The sequence below is a fragment of the Streptomyces sp. NPDC032161 genome (assembly GCF_040636995.1).
Lineage (GTDB): Bacteria > Actinomycetota > Actinomycetes > Streptomycetales > Streptomycetaceae > Streptomyces.
The window spans coordinates 455,791-473,230 of the sequence record NZ_JBEZVN010000001.1 but is presented as its reverse complement, the minus strand read 5'-3'; the positions used below and the strand labels follow the sequence as shown (position 1 = coordinate 473,230).

Genomic DNA, 17,440 nt, shown 5'->3' with positions numbered 1-17,440 from the left:
GATCGCTCCCGCGTCGGGTGAAGGGCCGTAGAAGCATTGAGGGCCGGGCGGAAGGCCGCGATACTGACGACCGGCCCACGGGGGATCAAGGGAGGACACATGAGCCAGGTTGTCGCGGGGACCATGGTGCGCGTCGAGGACGTCCACAGGTCGTACGGCCAGGGAGCCGCCGCCGTCCATGCCCTGCGCGGCGTCTCCTTCGACCTCCCCCGCGGTGAGCTCGTCGCGCTCAAGGGGCGCTCGGGTTCCGGGAAGACCACCCTGCTGAACGTCGTCGGAGGGCTCGACGCACCGGACCGGGGCCGGGTCACCGTGGACGGCCTGGACCTGTCGGAGCTCGGCGAGGACGGCCTGCTGGCGCTGCGCCGGGACCGGATCGGCTTCGTCTTCCAGTCCTTTGGTCTCATCCCGATCCTGACGGCCGCGGAGAACGTGGGCGTGCCGATGCGCATGCGCCGTGCCGACGTACGGGAGCGTGAGGAGCGAGTCGAGCTGCTGCTGTCCCTGGTGGGCCTCGCCGACCACGCGGCCCAGCGGCCCGGCGAGCTCTCCGGCGGCCAGCAGCAGCGGGTCGCCGTCGCCCGCGCCCTGGCCAACAACCCCTCACTGCTGATCGCCGACGAGCCCACCGGGCAGCTGGACGCGGAGACCGGCCATGCCGTGATGGAACTGCTGCGTGCGGTCGTGCGCAGCGAACAGGTCGCCGTCCTGGTGGCCACGCACGACGCGACGCTGCTCGACCTGGCCGACCGGGTGCTGGAACTGCGCGACGGGGAGATACGGGACGCGACGGGGGAGTAGGCCGAGCCATCGCCTGCCAGGACTGCGTCGACGGCGTCCCCCGACCCGCTCCTCCTCACATGGGCCGGGATCGTCGGTGGCCCGTGCACTGCTGTCCGGTCACGGCCGGCGATCAGCTGTGCCCGCTGTCGTCCGGCCATACGGTGATGTGGTCCTGTTCCAGATCCAGCGCCACCCGGTCGCGCATGCCCAGCGCCTTCGTGTACTCGGCGGGCAGCTGGAGGCGGCCCGCCCGGTCGAGCATGGCGTACTCGCGGGCCACCAGCGTCTCGTTGCCCGTGGTCTCGTCGACCTCGCTGCGGCGCAGGACCTCCGTGGAGGTGCGGCCGTCGCGGATGGCGACCGTGCGGCGGACCTCGGTGGCCACGGCGCGGTCATGGGTGACGATGACGATCGTGGTGCCCAGCTCCTCGTTCGCCGTGCGGAAGGCGGCGAAGATCTGCCCGGCGGTGTGGGAGTCCAGCTCGCCGGTGGGTTCGTCGGCGAACAGCACCGCCGGATCGCAGGCGAGGGCCACGGCGATCGCGACCCGCTGCTGCTGACCGCCGGACATCTCGTGCGGGCGGCGGCCTCGGCAGTCGGCGACCTGGAGCAACTCCAACAGTTCCAGGGCGCGTTCGGCGCGGGCCCGGGAGCGGCGCCGCCCGCCCGCCAGCTGGAGGGGCAGGGCGACGTTCTGGGCCGCGGTGAGATACGGCAGCAGGTTGCGGGAGGTCTGCTGCCAGATGAAGCCGACCACCTTGCGCCGGTAGTGCAGGCGGTCCTTCGCGGTCATGGCCAGCAGGTTGTGGCCGGCCACCTGGGCCGCCCCGGCGGTGGGGGTGTCCAGGCCGGACAGGATGTTCATCAGGGTGGACTTGCCGCTGCCCGAGGCGCCCACCAGGGCCATGAGTTCGCCCTTGCGGACGAGCAGGTCGAGGCCCTGGAGGGCCTGCACCTCCACGCCTTCCACCGAGAAGATGCGGACCAGACGGTCGCAGGTGATGAGGGCGTCGTGGCCGTAGGCGGGCCGGTCGCGGGTGGCGGTCGCCTTGTCGGCCAGTTCGGCGAGGGTGGGGTTGGTCGTCATCGGGCTCCTTGGTCTATGGGGGCCACGGCCGGCCGGGGGGCGCGCCGGGGCTGCGGCGGACGGGTGAGGCCGCCGGAACGGAGGCCGGGGCCGCCGAGTCCGCCGCGGCCAGGGGCCGGGGCAGCCGAGTCCGCCGGGGGGCAGGGGCCGGGGCCGCCGGAGCGCCCGGGATCCGGCGCCGAGGCCGCCGGGGACGGGGCGCGCCGCCCTTCTCACTTCGTGTCACCCGCTCTCAACTCCCGCACCGCTCCTCTCCTCCCCGCCCACCACGCCTGTACGCCGGCGATCCCCACCGTCACCGCCACCACGACCAGCGCGGGCACCGTCAGCGACCAGGCGTCGGTGTGCAGCGGGGTGTGTTCCAGGGGAGCGGCCCAGAGCGGTAGGGCCACTGCGGTCAGGTTCATGCCGGGGGAAAGCAGGCGGATCGTTGCCCAGCCGGTCAGGACGCCGCCCGCCGCGGCGAGCACGGCCTGGGGCAGGGACTCCAGGACGAGCAGGCGGCGGCCCTGCGAACGGGTGAGGCCCATGGTGCGGAGCCGGGCGAGCAGGGCGAGGCGCTCGGGAGCGGCGCGCAGGAGTGACAGGAGCAGTGCGAGCACGGCGTAGCCGGCGCCTGCCGCCACCGCCGCCGTGTAGAGGCGCTCCACACCGGACTGGAGGGGGGAGTCGACGTACCGGGCCCTCTCGTCGGCGCGGAGGTGGACCGACACCGCGTCCCCGGCCGCCTCGCGCAGGGCGCGGCCGTCCGCCTCAGGGCCCGTCACCAGCAGCGTCGTCGGCGTGGCCGCCGTGGCGCCGAGGCCGGAGCGGTCCACCACCAGGAAGTCGGCGCCCAGCACGGCCGGAGTGATGTCCCGGACGAGGACGATGCGGACGGTGACAGTGCTGCCGTCCTCCGTGCTGACGGGGAACGGATCCGAGCCGTGGGCGTCCGCCATGCCCGGGGAGGCCACGGCGGGCAGCGCGGCGTCGGCCCCCGGGCCGCCCCGGTCCTTCCTCAGCACTTTCTCGGAGAAGGCACCGAGCCCCGTCCGCCTCGTCAGCTCCGCGTAGCCGCCGGGATCCACGCCCACCACCGGCACCGCCTGACGCCCGTCGTTCGGCTTCGCCTGGTACGCGACGCTCACCGCCGTCGCCGCCCGCACGCCGGGAACCCGGCGCACCCGTTCGGGCAGCCCCGCGGGCAGGGAACGCACCGCCGACTCCAGTCGGGCGTCGGCCCCGACGGCGAGGAGCGCCGAGTGGTCCCGGGCCTCGCCGATGCTCGCCAGGACCGAGCCGCCGAACGCGGCCGTGGTGAGGGCGGTGAGCAGGGCGAGCAGCGGCAGCACCGCGGACGCGGACCCGCGGCCGGCCCGGGCCAGGGACAGATGGCTCACCACCCCGCGCAGCCGCCCGGCCGGGCCGGCCAGGCCACGCAGGGGGAGGGGGTGGAGGCGGACCAGCAGCAGCGCAGTGATCACCCCCACCAGCACGGGCGCCGCCGCGACCAGCTGATCGCCGGACCCGCCGGACGTGCCCTCCCGCCGCAGGGTCACCACCGCGCCGACGGCCACCGCCACCAGCGTCAGCTCCGCGACCGTACGTCGCCGGGACGGCCGTACGGACGTCACGTCCTGGCGGACCGCGGGGACGTGGACATGCCGGTGGACGGCGACCGCGCGCAGCGGGAGGGCGGCGCAGGCGACGACCGTGACCGCGAGGGCGGCCAGGACCGCGGGCAGGGCCCGGGCGCCGGGGAGGACCCACATCGCCATGGCAAGGCCGAGCGCCCCGGCCGGGACGGCGACCACCGCCGTCTCCGCGAGCAGACGGGTGGCGAGACCCGGCAGCGAGGCGCCGCGGGCGCGCAGCAGGGTCAGTTCGGTGCGGCGGCGGTCGGCGGCCAGGCCGCCCGCCATCGCCAGGACGACGACGGCGACCGTACCGCTGCCGAACGCCGCGATCGAGATCAGCGTGGAGACACCGGAGCGCAGGCGGGAGTAGGAGGCGAGCACGTCGTCGAGATCGGTGGAGGCCCCCGCGAGGAGGTCGGCGCGCTCGCGCACCTGCTGGAGACCGGGGCCCGACTCCAGGGAGGCGACCGCGGATTCGAGCGCGCCCAGGTCGCGGTGGTTCAGGGTGTCCGGGGCGGGGGCCAGCCGCCAGTAGCGCTTGGGCAGCTCCTCGACGCCAAGGAGCACGGGGGCGGCCTCGGGTGCCAGCAGCAGGGCGCCGAGCCAGTACCGGGGCGAGTCCGGGTCGGCGGGCGACACCCGCGTCAGCGCGGGCGTGCGCAGCAGGGGGTCCGCGGCCCAGTAGGCGCCGTCCCGGTCGCGCGGGGCGACGATGCCGGTGACCCGGACGGTGAGCGTGCTCTGGTCCGCGCCGGGGACGTGCAGGACCGAACCGACCTCGATGCGCAGGCTCTTGGCGGTGTCCGCGCTGACCGCCGCCTCCACCTCGGGTGTCGTCGCGGTGACCGTGCCGGACGCGCGGGGCAGACGGCCCTCGCGCAGCCGGGCGTGGTCGGCCAGCCCCGCCTGGGCTACGAGGGCGACCCGGGCGGGCAGCCCGCTCGGCCGGGGCAGCCAGGGGTCGGGCGCCTCGTGGTTCACGGAAGTGGTCACGCCGTACGACGACTGGCCGAGGTCGGGGACGAAGGGGCGCCGGACCGTGCCGAGGATGTTCTCGTAGTCGTACTTCATGGTGTCGGGGCGCATGAGTTGCTCGCGCTGCTCCTGCGACCTTTCCACCGTCAGGGGCGCCGGGGCGGACAGATGGACGACGCGCTGGGAGGCGGGCGTCTGTTCGACGGAGCGGCGCAGGCCCGCGTCCTCGTACCGCTCCAGCGCGCGCGGGAACGCGGCGGCCAGGCAGGCGGTCACCGCCACCAGCAGCGCGAGGGCGAGCGCGGCACCGGGAGCCGACCGCAGACGGGTGCGGACCCAGGGGGCGGCGGCACGTTCCACACGCCTGAACGGGATCACCATGTCACTCCCCCTCCCGCAGCGTTCGCACCGGATCGGCCTGGCGCACCGCCAGCAGCGCCACGACGACGACCGGGACGGCGGCCACGGCCGTCAGCAGGGCGGCCACCCGCAGCGGCGGCAGTTGCACCAGCAGATCCGGCACCGGGCGGGCGGCCTCGCCGGTCAGGACGACGAGCGGCAGCACCGCGCGGGTCAGGGCGATGCCCAGGCCCGTGCCCACGGCCAGCGCCAACGCGACCAGGACGCCCTGCTCGGCCGCGACGGCACGGGCCAGCCGGCGGCGCGGGGCGCCCAGCGCACGCAGGATCGCGAACTCGGCGTTCCGCTCCCGCAGTGCCCCTGCCGCGCTCACCGCGAACCCGAGCGCGGCCAGGACCGCCGCCGCCCCGGCCGCCGCGGTGAACGCGGCCTCCGGGCCCGCCCCGAACGGGTCGTCGCGCAGCTCGGCGGCTATCTCGTCGCGCACGACGATCTGCCCGGGATCGAGGTCGGGCCGGGCGCGCAGAGCGGTGGCGATGCCCGCGCCGTCCGAGGGCGAGTCCGGCCGCAGCCACCACTCGGTGGGCGTGACGGCGGCCCCGTAGCGCGCCTGGAGGACCCGGTTCACGGCGCGCAGATCGAGGAGCACGGCGCCGCCGTCGCCGTCCTGCTCCCTGCCCTGGGTCGTCGGCAGCTGCCGCAGGGCGCGCACGATACGCACGGGCACGTTCTGCCCGTCGAAGGCGATGTCCATCGTCTGACCGGGGCGGGCGCCGGTGGAGGCGAGGAAGCGGTCGGTGGCGAGGGCGGCCACCGCGGTGGTCCTGGGCTGTTTCACCTGCATACGCAGTGTCAGTGACGGTTTGAGCCAGAGCTGGTAGGACGGGACGTAGCCCGTGTCGTACACCACGGTCGGGTGCGCGGCGGGGCGGACGCGCGGGCGGGTCGGCGCGTTCGCGGAGCCGGACGAGCCCGGCCCGTGGGTGCCGGAGGCCGCCGTCCAGGACGCCGGCAGGGGCACTCGCCGTGCCGTGCCATCGGCGGTCGTCGCGGTCAGGGCGTCGAGGGTCAGGGTCTGCTGTTCGGCTCCGAGGGGCGGTACGGGCAGCACGAGCTCCACCCCGGTGAGCGTCAACGGCCCGTGGCTGCCCGGCAGGTCGACGGACAGCGGGTGCGGGCGCCCGTCGGCGGGGAGTTCGCCGGACGCCAACGGGTAGGGGACGCCGTGCTCGTCCTCCAGCGTCTGGGTCACGGTCGCCACGTTCTTCGTGCCCCGCGCCGAACCGGCCAGGGTCGCCGTCAGCGTCAGTCGGGTCGCCCCGGCGGGCACGCGCGCGCCCGCCGACTCACCGGGACCCATCCCCGCCAGCAGCCGCTTCATCGGGGCGGGCGCCAGGTCGGGACGCAGCAGGACGGTGTCCGCCGCACGCGCGGTGTCCAGCGTCAGCACCGTCGCCGTGCGGCGCCCGGACAGCGGCAGGGTCGTCCGCACGGCGGGGACGGCCTCGCGCACATGGGGCACGGCCGCGTAATCCTGCGTGCGGCCGAGCTCGCCGCCGTCGGTGCCCAGGATCCGCACCGGCGCGCCCGCCGCGAAGTCGGCCTGGTCGTCCTGCGAGCGCTCCCAGGAGGAGCCCTGGCCGATCGCCAGGACGCCGAGTGCCACGGCCAGGACGAGCAGCAGCACGGGACCGGCGCCGCGCCCCGGGCGGCGGCTGAGCTGCCAGCCGGCCAGCGCCGCGGCCAGCCCCCGCCCGCCCGTCGCCCGGCGCTCGGCGAGCCGGGCGGCGGGCGGCAGCAGACGCAGCGTCAGGACCGCGCCGGCCAGCAGCGCGAGGGCGGGCGCGGCGACCAGCAGCGGGTCGATGCCCAGGGCGCCGGTCGTGTCCGCGCTCACCGCGCCCGACGTGCGGCGGGCCAGCTGCCAGTAGGCGACTCCGGCCACCGCCACCAGCCCCAGGTCCGCCCCGGCCCGCAGCGGAGCGGGCAGGGCGCGGGCGCGGGACGCGCGGAAGCCGGTCGCCGCGACCGCCGGCAGGGTCACCGCAAGCGCGCACCCCAGCGCCACGCCGACCGCCGTCAGCCACACCCCGAGCCGTCCGCCGGCCGGCACCTCCAGCTCCAGCCCGAGCCGGGCCAGCGCCCCCTGCCCGGCCAGCAGCCGGATCAGCGGGCCCGCCAGCAGCGGGGCGATCAGCAGCGCGGGCCCGGCCAGCAGCAGCGCCTCCCGGGCGGCGAGGCCGGCGAGGGTGGCGCGGGAGGCGCCGCGGGCGCGCAGCAGTCGGGTCTCGCCGGTGCGTTCGGCGGCGAGCAGCCGGGCCACGAGCAGCAGCGTGCAGACCGCGAGCAGGGCAAGCTGGAGGGCGACGATCAGGAGGGTGGAGCGGGAGACGAGCAGGGAGCGCTCGATCCGGTCGAGGACCTCGGGGAGGGCGGTGCTCGCGGTCGCCCCGCCGACCGTACCGCCCTTGCTGTCGTCCCCCGTGGGCAGTTTGAGCAGGGTGGCCGGCCCGGTCCGCGCGGAAGCGCGCAGGGCGCCGACGCGGTCGGCGGTGAGGCGGGCGAAGTCGGCGGAGGCGAGCCACGCCGACCCTCCGTCGCTCACCCGGTCGCCGGTGACGACGGAGGGCGTCGTCAGCAGGGGGCCGTAGGTGGTGAAGGTGGACGCCCGTACGCCCCGACCGCCGAGTTCGTCCAGCAGCCAGTAGGGGGAGGCCGGGTCGGTCGGCCGGTACACGCCGGTGACGAGGATCCGCACGGGCGGCCCGTCGAGCCGGTCGGTGACGGTGAGGCGGGCGCCCGGCGCCAGTCGCAGCCGCCGCGCGGCGGTCTCGGGCATCGCCACCTCGACCTCCGACGCGCCCGCGCGTGGCAGGCGCCCCCCGCTGATCCGCACCTGCGTGGAGTCGAGCGCCGCGAAGTGCGTGAGGTCGGGCTTGTCGCCGGGCCGGGCGGCTGCGGCCCGGGGGGTCGCGGGCAGGGCGTACGGGCCGGAGCGCACCAGCGTCCGCACGGTCACCGGCAGTCCGTCGAAGATCCGGCGCGCTCCGTCGCGTACGGCGGCGTCGGCGTCCCGGCGACGCTCGGCCGCCACCTCGGCCTTGACGACCAGCGCGGCATCGGCGGCGTTGCGCGGTTCGGCCAGCGAGTGGCGCAGGGCCGCGTCGCCGATCGCGGTCGAGTAGGCGGCCAGGGCCGCCAGCACGGACGTGGTCAGCAGGACGGTGACGAGCGCGGCGGCGATCAGCGGGCGATGCGCGCGCGCCCTCGCCAGGACGAGCGCGGCACGCCCCGAACGCCCTGCGAAACGCCCCCCATACCTCGTCACTCGGCTTCCCCCAAGCCTCTGCTGTCACCCTCGCCCCAGACCTTCCGGTGATGTTGTCAGACCGGATGCTGCGGGGTAAGTGACGGTGAAGCGGGCTTGACCGGATTGTGACCGGAAGTCGGCGTTCTATGAACGGAATCCGGGCAGTGGAGCGCGAAACCCCGGCGTGTTGATCACCGAGGCCGCCGCGTACGGCAGGTGGTCGGTCTCAGTTCTGGTACGGGTTCCGACCGGGTCCGCCCGGCGCGTACCCCGGGTGTCCCTGGCCCTGCGCCTGTCCGAACGGGTTGCCCTGCTGCGCGGTCGCGTGCTGTGCCAGCAGCTGCTCCGCCTGCTCCTTCGGTATCTGCTGCTCCCCGCCGCAGAACGTGCACTGCGTCGCGAACTTGGTCGAGAAGGGGAACAGCGGCACGAAGAACAGCGTGAACTTGGTGACCCGCTTGCGCAGCGTGTGCGCGGCCGGATTGCCGCACCAGCCGCAGACCAGCGTCAGCACGGCCAGCTGGTACAGATATCCCCGCGTACCGAAAATGATCACGCCGTGGGGCCCTTCCCCGTGTCGCCCAGAAGCGCCTGCCGACAGAACGCCAGCAGCTGTTCGTCGTCGTATGTGTCGTGGCTGCCGAAGGTGCCGTCCATCGCGTTGTGGCGGCGCACGGAGGCGAGTTCGGCGCGCAGCGCCCCCGCCGCCTCCGGCCCGGCACCGGCGGCCCCCATCCGCGCCAGGCACCGCGCCACGCGGACCCGGGACTGACGGCTCCGCTCCCAGGCCGTCAGCAGCACCGGAACGGACTCCTCGGCCCGTCCCGAAACCTCCCACAGCGCGGCCGCCGCGTCCACCCGCAGCCACAACTCCTCGTGGTGGAGCAGCGCACGGAGCCGGGGCGCGGCCGCCGCCGCCCGCGCCCCGAGCCCGGCCACGGCGTTGACGGCGGCGCGCACCTCGTGGACACGTCCCGCCCGCAGCCCCTCGGTCAGCACCGGCAGTACGGCGTCGGTGTCCCCGTCGACCGCCCACAGGGCCTGGGCCGCCTCGACGGCCTCCACCGCCGAGACCGCCCCGGGGTCGCGCAGCAGTACCCGCAGATCCGGTACGGCGTCACGCGCGGCGGGCCCGAACGAACCGAGCGCCCGCAGTGCCGCCGTGCGCAGCCACTCGCCCCGGTAGGCCGGGGCGCCGCGCAGCACCCGCAGCACCTCCGGCACCGCCTCGCCCGCGGGTATCGCGGTCAGGGCCATCAGCAGCGGGCTCGCCCGGTCGTACGCCGCCTCGTCCAGCCGGACCTCGCCCAGCCTGCGGCGCAGCACCCCCGCCAGCGGGGCCGCCGCCGGCCCCAGGAAGCCGATGGCGAACCCCACGTCGTGGGGTATCTCGCGCCGCTCCAGGGCCGCGGCCAGCGCCGGTACGGCGCGGGGGTCGCCGAGGCGGGCCAGCGACTTCACCGCGCTGCCGAGCGCCGGGGGACCGCTGGACCAGTCCCGTACCCACGAGGCGGGATCCGCCGCGACCCGCGCCGCCAGCGCGTCCGAGGCGGGCGCGGCCAGCCCGAAGAGGTCCTCCAGCACCTGGGCCGCGGCGCCGGCCAGCCGGGGCTCGGGCGTGGCGAGCTGTTCGCCGACCAGCCGGACCAGCTCGTCGTAGGACCCCCGCCAGACCCGGATCAACGCACTGCTCATCCGGAGCGCGTCGATCCGCTGCTGGTGGTCGGGGCTGCGCAGCTGATCGGTCAGCAGCGCCGTCCGCTCGGCGACCCGGTCGTCGAGGCCGGTGTGGAGCGTACGCAGCAGATCCGCGGTCCAGGGCGCGGCGCGGGCCGGGACCTCCTCGCCGGACAGCGCCCGGGCCTGGCCCAGCCGGGCCGCGGACGCGGCCCGTTCCTCCGTCGGCGGCTCCCCGGCGCCGGACGCCTCGGGGTGCGCGTCGAGAGCCGCGATCACGTCGGCGGCCGGGCCGGGCCGGGGCTCGCCCGTGCCGTAGGCGGTCGGGGCGGAGCGCCGTGCGGGGGCCTGGCGCAGCTGACGCAGCAGGCCCGTCACCACCCGTACGACATCGCCCGGCAGCGCGTCCGGCGCGCACCGCGCCAACTGGGCCAGCGCGGCGAGCCGCAGCCCGGGCGGGAACCCCTCGCCGGTCAGCCGGGTCAGCCAGACCGAAGCCTCCCCGGCCAGCGAACGGTGCCGCAGCGCGACCCGCCCGGCCGCCTCGACCAGCGCGAGCCGTACCTCCTCGGACGGCTCCACCGGCAGCCGCTCCCGCAGCAGCGCGAGCACCCGCGACGGGTGGCTGTGGAGCCCGGCGAGCGCCAGCGGTGCGGCGAGCCGCACCCCGGGGTCCTCGTCCGCCACCAGCTCGCAGAACACCCCGGACCCCGCGGTGACGGCGGTCGCCGCCATCGCGTAGTTCGCCGCCCCCTCGATCTCCTCCTCGGCGATCTCGTCCTCGTCGTCCTCGCCCAGATCGATGCCGCCGATGCTGGTGAGCAGCTCCACGACGCTGCCCCGGTCCTGGACGTCCGGATCCACGATCAGCTCGAAGAGGAACGGAATGCAGGCCAGGGTGCAGGCGTACACCTCGCCCTGGTGGTGCACGGCCCCGTACATGCCGTCCAGTGCGGTCTCGCGTACCACCGGATCGTCGGAGGCGAGCCCCCGCAGCATCGCCGGTACGTCATCGGCAGGCCCGTAGGCATGCTCCATCGAGGCCCAGTCGACCTCTTCGATCCCTGCGAACACGCCCTCGCCTCCCCACGCGATTGACACGAAGCAGTGTCTGCCAGAGTGTGCACCACGGTCCGACCGTGTGCCCTCTACATGCGTTCTTTTCCTGACGGACATGACAAAGTTCTCGTCATGCGCTATCGGACAACCGGGCGGAACGTTCTTCTCCGGTGTCCGGCCCCGTCGGTCGCGGGACCATGGTCGGCCGCCCGTCGGCCGTCGGCCGCGAACGGCTGCCACCGGCCGTCCGCGACCCGTCGGCCGGCCCGCTACCCGTCGGCCGTCCGGGAGCCGGAGCCGCCGGGTTCGGCGGGCGCCCAGGAGGGTTTCGCCGCGGCTTCGGAGAGTGTCGGTTCGTCGAGGGTGATGCCCCAGGCGTCGCCGTCCAGGCGCACCTCGATCTCCTTGACCCCTTCGGTCCGTTCGCCATCGGCGGTCCGCTCGCCATCGGCGGTCCGCTCGCCGTCGGCGGTCCGCTCGCCGTCGGCGGTCCGCTCGCCGTCGGCGGTCCGCTCGCCGTCGGCGAAGTAGAGCACCACGACCTGGCGGGTGGAGCCCTCGTCGTAGAAGTCCGCCGTCACGTCGGACCGGGCCGCGGCCCCGAACGCCCTGATCCAGTTGTGGGCCGTCGCGTCGGCCCGGCCCCCCTTCGCGGCAAGCGCGGCCAGGCCCGCCGCGTCACCGTCCGCCAGGCGCCACACGGCTTTCTGCACCACTTCCAGACTGCCCGTGGAGGGATAGCCGACGACGCGCAGGGGCCGGTGGGCCGCGTAGTCGCTCCGATAGGCCGACGGCCCGTCCGCCGAGCAGCCGGTCAGGCCCAGACCCCCGACGAGCGCCGCGCCCAGGAGGCGGGCTCCTGGAAGGCGGCCCTCCGGCAAGTGGGCGTCCGGGATCGGGCGGGGACGGGGGATGCGCACGCGCGTGATCACTTCCATTCCTGTGGTCGTGCCGACTGGTCGGTACGGCTGCCACCGGGCCCGGTGGTGTGCGTGTCCGCAGCGGGTCTCCGTTCCGCCGCCGACGCACGGGCTTGATCGTGGCTGGTCAAGGGAACCACAACGAGTCGGGGCGGGAGAGGGTGGGGGACGGGAGAAGCGGGGCACGGACACGGTCGCGGACATGAGCACGGGCACGGGCATGGCGGGGGCGGCGGCATGGCGACCGCGACCGCGACCGCGGCCGGGGCCGGAGAGCGCCTCAGCCCCTCGTCGGCAGCGGCCGGGCCCGTTCGGGGTCGTTGAGCGGCTCGAGCAGATCGCCGTGCCGTGCCAGCCGGGCCGCCATGTCACCAGCCAGGAAGACCAGTTCTCCGGGCGCCCGGCACTTCTCGATCTCCTCCCAGGTGACGGGCGCGGAGACGGCCGGCTCGGGGCGGGCGCGCAAGGTGTAGGGGGTGGCGGTGGTCTTCGCCGCCGCGTTCTGGCTGAAGTCGATGAACACCTTTCCCGGCCGCAATGCGCGGGTCATCCGGTGGACCACCAGGTCGGGAAGCGCCTCCTGGGCCTCGACGGCCAGTTTCTTCGCGTAGGCCGACACCTGCTCGGCGGGGGTCGGCTCCACCGCCACGAGCAGATGCAGTCCCTTCGACCCGGAGGTCTTCCCGCAGGCGAGGAGCCCGTCCGAGGCCAGCCGGTCGCGCAGCCACCGCGCCACCGCGCAGCACTCCACCACGGTCGCGGGCGCCCCCGGGTCCAGATCGAACACCATCCGGTCGGCGGTCCCGGGCGCCCCGGCCCGCCACTGCGGGGTGTGGAACTCCACCACGAGGTTGGCCGCCCACATCAGCGAGGCCAGGTCGTCCACGACCACCTGCCTGGCCTGCTCGTCCTCGCGGTGCGGCACCGGAGTGGTCCGTACCCAGGACGGCGTACCGGGCGGCGGATTCTTGGTGAAGAAGCACTGCCCGTCGGGGCCGTCCGGATAGCGCAGGAAGGACACGGGCCGGTCGCGCAGATGGGCCAGCAGGGGGTGCGCCACCGCGGTCGCGTAGTAGTGGAGCACCTCGCCCTTGGTGGTGCCGGTGGCCGGATACAGCACCTTGTCGAGATTGCTGAGCGCCAGCCGTCGCCCCTCCACCTCTGTGATCGGCGTCATACGATAAGAGTCACATGATTTCTGTGCATACATGCGCAGAACGGGCATCGAGTGCGGCTCGTACGTACCCAACGCATCCATCCAGACCTCATGCGCACACAAGGGGCGAACAGTGAGATCCATATGGAACGGCGCCATCTCCTTCGGGCTGGTCAGCATCCCGATCAAGCTGGTCAACGCGACCGAGAGCCACTCGATCTCGTTCCGCCAGGTGCACCTCGCCGACGGCGGGCGGATCCGGTACCGGAAGGTCTGCGAGATCGACGGGGAGGAGGTCGCCGCCGCCGAGATCGGCAAGGCGTACGAGGACGCCGACGGCTCGATGATCCCGATCACCGACGAGGAGCTCGGCTCGCTCCCGCTCCCCACCGCCAAGACGATCGAGATCGTCGCCTTCGTGCCCGCGACCTCGATCGACCCGCTCCAGATGGACGCGGCGTACTACCTCTCCGCCAACGGCGTCCCGGCGGCCAAGCCGTACACCCTGCTCCGGGAGGCGCTGAAGCGGAGCCGGAAGGTGGCCGTGGCGAAGTACGCGCTGCGCGGGCGGGAACGGCTCGGCATGCTGCGGGTGGTCGACGACGTGATCGCCATGCACGGCCTGCTCTGGCCGGACGAGATCCGCAGTCCCGAGGGCGCCGCCCCCGAGGCCGACGTCACGGTGCGCGACGCCGAACTCGACCTGGCCGACGCGCTGATGGACACCCTCGGCGAGGTCGACATGGACTCGCTCCACGACGACTACCGGGAGGCCGTCGAGGAACTCATCGCGGCGAAGGCCGAGGGCCGGACCCTGGAGCCCGCGAAGGCCGAGGCCGCCGGCGGCAAGGTCATCGACCTGGTCGCCGCACTGGAGAAGAGCGTTCGGGAGGCCAAGGAGGCCCGGGGCGAGGAGCCGCGGACCGCGGAACCGGAAGCGGGCGAGGAGCCCGCGGAGGGCTCCATGGCCGAGGTCACCTCGCTCACCGGCCGCAAGAAGTCGGGCGGCACCGGAGCGAGGAAGAAGGCCGCGGCGCCCCCCAAGAAGGCGGCGGCGAAGAAGACGAAGTCCACGACGAGCCGGGCGCCCGCCAAGAAGACCGCGTCGCGGTCGACGGCGAAGAAGTCGACGACCGCCAAGGCGCCGGAGAGGAAGACCACCGCGAAGTCCGGCACCAAGTCGGCGGCGAAGAACACGACTTCACGCAAACGTTCCTCTGCGTGAGCCGAAGGCCGTCATGAAGACCGGCGTGAAGGCCGCCGCCTTTCTCCGTCCGCCCGTGCGGATGACAGGGGAGACCGGCGCGGCGGCGGGGGAGCCCGCCGTAGAGGACGGGGAGAAGCCGGACGGACCAGCGAAAAGTGTGTGCCGACGCTGTCCCGACTCACTCGCCCCGCGGTCGGAGAACGACAGATGACAGCGCGGTCACCGCGACGAACCCGGCCAGCATTCCGAGTGGCATCATCATGCTCGGCCGCTCGTTCAACCGGTCGATGTACTGGCCGACGGTGAAGAACCATCCGACCGTCCCGACGATCACCGTCAGATACACGCGACGCTCCCGCAACAGCCGCATCCCCACCCACAGCACGGCAGGCATGGCCAGCAGCGTGTTGACCACGGCCGCCGAGAACGCGGCGTCGCCCGAGCCCCCGAGATCCCCGCCGACGTTCGCGGCGGCCTGCTGCCACTGGGAAAGTGACAGCCCGTCGGACAACAACAGGTGGGACAGGGCGGTCGCGAGCACCGTCACTATCAGCGCCTTGCCGACCCGCCGTGCCACGTGTGTTCCAGACATGGCCGTCACGATAGGCCGCCCACGAATCCCGGTCGCGACCGGCCGGGACCGGACGGAGGCCGGGCCGGGACCGAGACGGGATACGACTGGACGGAGGCCGGGACCGAGACGGGAACGGACGGGCCGGGACGGTGACCGGACCGGACAGGACGGCGGTCCGGACCATCCCCGGGACCGGCCCGGGGAAGCGGGCCCGGTCCGGGCGTACCCGCCCACCGGGAGCCACGGGCCACCCATGACACGCCGGCGGGACGGTTCCTCGGGGACGATACGCCGAACGCGGTCACGAACGGCGCCGTGCCCCCGACTTCCCGTACGGCATACGCGCGACCGCCCCCACGAGGCGCGCCCCCGCGCCTATGCTCACGGCATGGAGCAGAGCGAAGTGGTGAAGCGCGTGGTGGGCATCCTCACGGAGGCGGGCGAGATCCGCCGACTGCTCGAAGAGAGCGGGGACCGCGACGACGTGGAAGCCGATTCGACCGTGGTGACCGCGCTTCTGAACGAGACGATGCCCCGGATCACGATCCCCGAGGACGCCACCATCGAAGAGGTCGCGTCCCTCGTCGGCCGCGAGGTCGGTGGCGCGGTGGAGCAGCTGGTCGGCGCGTTCACCCTGGCCTTCGCGATGCTCGCCCAGGTGCACGACTCCGGACAGACGGACGTGACCTCCGCCGACGTGCTCCAGGACCTCGCGCTGCGGGCCGAACAGATCGGCAACGGCGGCCCGGAGGGGACGGACGCATAGCCCGGGCCCGGGCCGGTCGAGGAACCCTGTCCGTCGCACCCCGGACATGAAGTCGCGGTGCCCCTCGGTCCGCTGCACGCGTGGGGCCAAAGGCACCCCTCTGCGTCCCTGCCCCTCGTAGGCTGACACCCAGGACGGGAACCAGGACCGGAGCAGGCGTGGGAAGAGTTGCGAAGAGTCTCACCGAGGCGAACCTCAGGGCGCTGGCAGGCGCCCGTTCCTTCGAGCGAGGGACCGGATATCTCGATGCGGTGTCCGGGATCGAGGTCGGTGAGGTCTCGGCCACCGCGACCGTCCACGGCACGGAGCGGTACGAGGTGGAACTGACGCTGGACGGACCGCGCGGCCTGGCCGGTGAGTGCGACTGCCCGTACGGCCTGGAAGGCAACTTCTGCAAACACCTGGTCGCACTCGGCCTGAGTCTGCTCGCCCGGTCGGCGAGCCTGCCGAAGCAGCGGAAGACAGCCCGGAGCCGGGCACAGACCCTCGACGCCTGGCTGTCCGACCTGTCCAGGGAAGAACTGCTCGAACTCGTACGTGACCGGGTCGCCGAGGACCGGCAGTTCCGGCGCCGTCTGGAGCTGCGGGTCGCGAACGCCCGAGGGGACATGGCCTGGGCCCGGTCCCGGATCCGTGAGCTGCTCGACATCGGTCCGTTCGCGCAGTACGGCTACGTCGAATACGCCGCCGCCCGTGGATACTCCGACCAGGCCGGGCAGGTGGCGTCCACGATCGGGGAACTGACCGGCTCGGGCCGGGCCGCCGACGCGATCACCCTGGCGCGGGAGGCGCTCCGGCTGCTGGCCGGGGCGGCGGAGAACGTCGACGACTCCGACGGATGGCTCGGGCAGGTCGGCGCGGCCCTTGCCGACGCCCACCACGACGCATGCCTCGCGGCCGACCCCGACCCGGAGGAACTCGCGCACTGGCTCGTCCAGCACACGCTCCACGACGACAGCGGCCTCACGGACATCGATCCGCTCGACTACGAGGACGTCCTCGGCGAACAGGGGATGACGGCCCTGCGGAGACACGCGGTCGAGGCATGGCGGGCCAATCGCACCGGCTGGGCGGAGAAGTACCTGATGGAACGTCTGGCCAAGGCGGGAGGCGACGCCGACATGGTGATCGCCGTGCACGCGGCCGACCTCGCCCCGGACGGCTCCACCCACCTGACCATCGCCCGGGAACTGGACACCGCGGGACGGCCCGCCGAGGCCCTGGAGTGGGCGGAACGCGGCATTCGCGACACCGAGGACGCCGCCGACCTGGACGCCGCCCTCGTCGACTATCTCGCCGACCGCTACACACGGGCCGACCGGCTTCCCGACGCCCTCGCCCTGCGCCGCGACCACTTCGACGCCCATCGCACCCTGTGGGCCTACCAGCACCTGCGCGCCGTCGCCCGGGCCGCCGACAGCTGGCCGGCCGAGCGCGAGCGGGCACTGGCCCTGCTGCGCGCGGACGCAGAACGACGGCCGGGGCGCCACAGCGGTTCCGTCCTGGTCGACACCCTGCTGGACGACAAGGACATCGACGCCGCCTGGCAGGCCGCCACCGAAACCGGCGCCCATGACCACCAGTGGCTCGCCCTCGCCGACCACGCCCGCCCCTCCGACGCACTCGACGTCTACCTGCGCCTGGCCGAACCGCTCACCCGGCAGACGGGCAACGCGATCTACGAACGGCTCGTCGGCCTGCTGCTGAACATGCGCGACTGTCATCGTCGCCTGGACACGCCGGACGAGTTCACCGCGTACGTGACCGCCCTGCGCACCACCCAGAAACGCAAGCGGAACCTGATGCGGCTGATGGACGAACACGGCCTCTGAACCGGGCTCGGGCGGGCCGCAGCTCCCCGTACCCGTCCTAGCCACCGCACCCGGCATGGAGGACCCCGCTCACACGCCCGCACTGGTCGACCCGGCGGTGCACGAGGACGAGGAG

12 protein-coding genes are annotated in these 17,440 nt (G+C 74.2%); 4 read left to right on the top strand and 8 right to left on the bottom strand.

Annotation, left to right across the window (positions count from 1 at the left end):
- The first annotated feature begins 99 nt into the window (after nt 1–99).
- Nucleotides 100–801, top strand: coding sequence for an ABC transporter ATP-binding protein (locus AB0E67_RS01955; RefSeq protein ID WP_362019656.1), 702 nt, complete (start codon nt 100–102; stop codon nt 799–801).
- A 112-nt stretch (nt 802–913) separates the two neighbouring features.
- Here AB0E67_RS01955 and AB0E67_RS01950 read toward each other — a convergent pair whose 3' ends face one another.
- From AB0E67_RS01950 to ligD, 7 genes are all read right to left on the bottom strand, one after another.
- Entirely contained in the window at nt 914–1,870 is a 957-nt protein-coding gene (locus AB0E67_RS01950; RefSeq protein WP_362019654.1) for an ABC transporter ATP-binding protein, read from the bottom strand.
- A 212-nt stretch (nt 1,871–2,082) separates the two neighbouring features.
- The gene (locus AB0E67_RS01945; RefSeq protein ID WP_362019651.1) at nt 2,083–4,845 is read right to left on the bottom strand and encodes an FtsX-like permease family protein; all 2,763 of its coding nucleotides are present in this window, start codon (nt 4,843–4,845) and stop codon (nt 2,083–2,085) included.
- A gap of 1 nt (nt 4,846) precedes the next feature.
- Nucleotides 4,847–8,152 (bottom strand): FtsX-like permease family protein, encoded by a 3,306-nt coding sequence (locus AB0E67_RS01940; protein WP_362019649.1) that lies wholly within the window; start codon nt 8,150–8,152, stop codon nt 4,847–4,849.
- A 208-nt stretch (nt 8,153–8,360) separates the two neighbouring features.
- On the bottom strand, nt 8,361–8,690 hold the full coding sequence (locus AB0E67_RS01935; protein ID WP_362019646.1) for a zinc-ribbon domain-containing protein: 330 nt from the start codon (nt 8,688–8,690) through the stop codon (nt 8,361–8,363).
- Entirely contained in the window at nt 8,687–10,885 is a 2,199-nt protein-coding gene (locus AB0E67_RS01930; RefSeq protein ID WP_362019643.1) for a PBS lyase, read from the bottom strand. The genes AB0E67_RS01935 and AB0E67_RS01930 overlap by 4 nt, the downstream gene beginning before the upstream one ends.
- A 254-nt stretch (nt 10,886–11,139) precedes the next feature.
- Complete coding sequence (locus tag AB0E67_RS01925; RefSeq protein WP_362019640.1) at nt 11,140–11,802, bottom strand: hypothetical protein; 663 nt, start codon at nt 11,800–11,802, stop codon at nt 11,140–11,142.
- A 268-nt stretch (nt 11,803–12,070) separates the two neighbouring features.
- Nucleotides 12,071–12,967 carry a non-homologous end-joining DNA ligase gene (gene ligD, locus AB0E67_RS01920; protein ID WP_362019638.1) on the bottom strand — a complete coding sequence of 299 codons (897 nt, stop codon included), beginning with the start codon at nt 12,965–12,967 and terminating at the stop codon, nt 12,071–12,073.
- 112 nt (nt 12,968–13,079) lie between these two features.
- Between ligD and AB0E67_RS01915 the strand changes: the two genes are divergently transcribed.
- Nucleotides 13,080–14,171 (top strand): Ku protein, encoded by a 1,092-nt coding sequence (locus tag AB0E67_RS01915; protein WP_362019635.1) that lies wholly within the window; start codon nt 13,080–13,082, stop codon nt 14,169–14,171.
- A gap of 160 nt (nt 14,172–14,331) precedes the next feature.
- On the opposite strand, the gene AB0E67_RS01910 is transcribed toward AB0E67_RS01915, so the two are convergent.
- Nucleotides 14,332–14,745: a hypothetical protein gene (locus tag AB0E67_RS01910; RefSeq protein WP_362019633.1), complete on the bottom strand. Its 414-nt coding sequence runs from the start codon at nt 14,743–14,745 to the stop codon at nt 14,332–14,334.
- A 370-nt stretch (nt 14,746–15,115) separates the two neighbouring features.
- Between AB0E67_RS01910 and AB0E67_RS01905 the strand changes: the two genes are divergently transcribed.
- Nucleotides 15,116–15,493 carry a hypothetical protein gene (locus AB0E67_RS01905; protein WP_362019631.1) on the top strand — a complete coding sequence of 126 codons (378 nt, stop codon included), beginning with the start codon at nt 15,116–15,118 and terminating at the stop codon, nt 15,491–15,493.
- 158 nt (nt 15,494–15,651) lie between these two features.
- Nucleotides 15,652–17,325 carry a DUF6880 family protein gene (locus AB0E67_RS01900; protein ID WP_362019629.1) on the top strand — a complete coding sequence of 558 codons (1,674 nt, stop codon included), beginning with the start codon at nt 15,652–15,654 and terminating at the stop codon, nt 17,323–17,325.
- Nucleotides 17,326–17,440: the final 115 nt, after the last annotated feature.

Excerpts from the sequence above, each read along its gene's own strand:
- AB0E67_RS01955 (WP_362019656.1), top strand. The coding sequence starts at position 100 with ATGAGCCAGGTTGTCGCGGGGACCATGGTGCGCGTCGAGGACGTCCAC.
- AB0E67_RS01950 (WP_362019654.1), bottom strand. The coding sequence starts at position 1,870 with ATGACGACCAACCCCACCCTCGCCGAACTGGCCGACAAGGCGACCGCC.
- AB0E67_RS01945 (WP_362019651.1), bottom strand. The coding sequence starts at position 4,845 with ATGGTGATCCCGTTCAGGCGTGTGGAACGTGCCGCCGCCCCCTGGGTC.
- ligD (WP_362019638.1), bottom strand. The coding sequence starts at position 12,967 with ATGACGCCGATCACAGAGGTGGAGGGGCGACGGCTGGCGCTCAGCAAT.
- AB0E67_RS01910 (WP_362019633.1), bottom strand. The coding sequence starts at position 14,745 with ATGTCTGGAACACACGTGGCACGGCGGGTCGGCAAGGCGCTGATAGTG.
- AB0E67_RS01905 (WP_362019631.1), top strand. The coding sequence starts at position 15,116 with ATGGAGCAGAGCGAAGTGGTGAAGCGCGTGGTGGGCATCCTCACGGAG.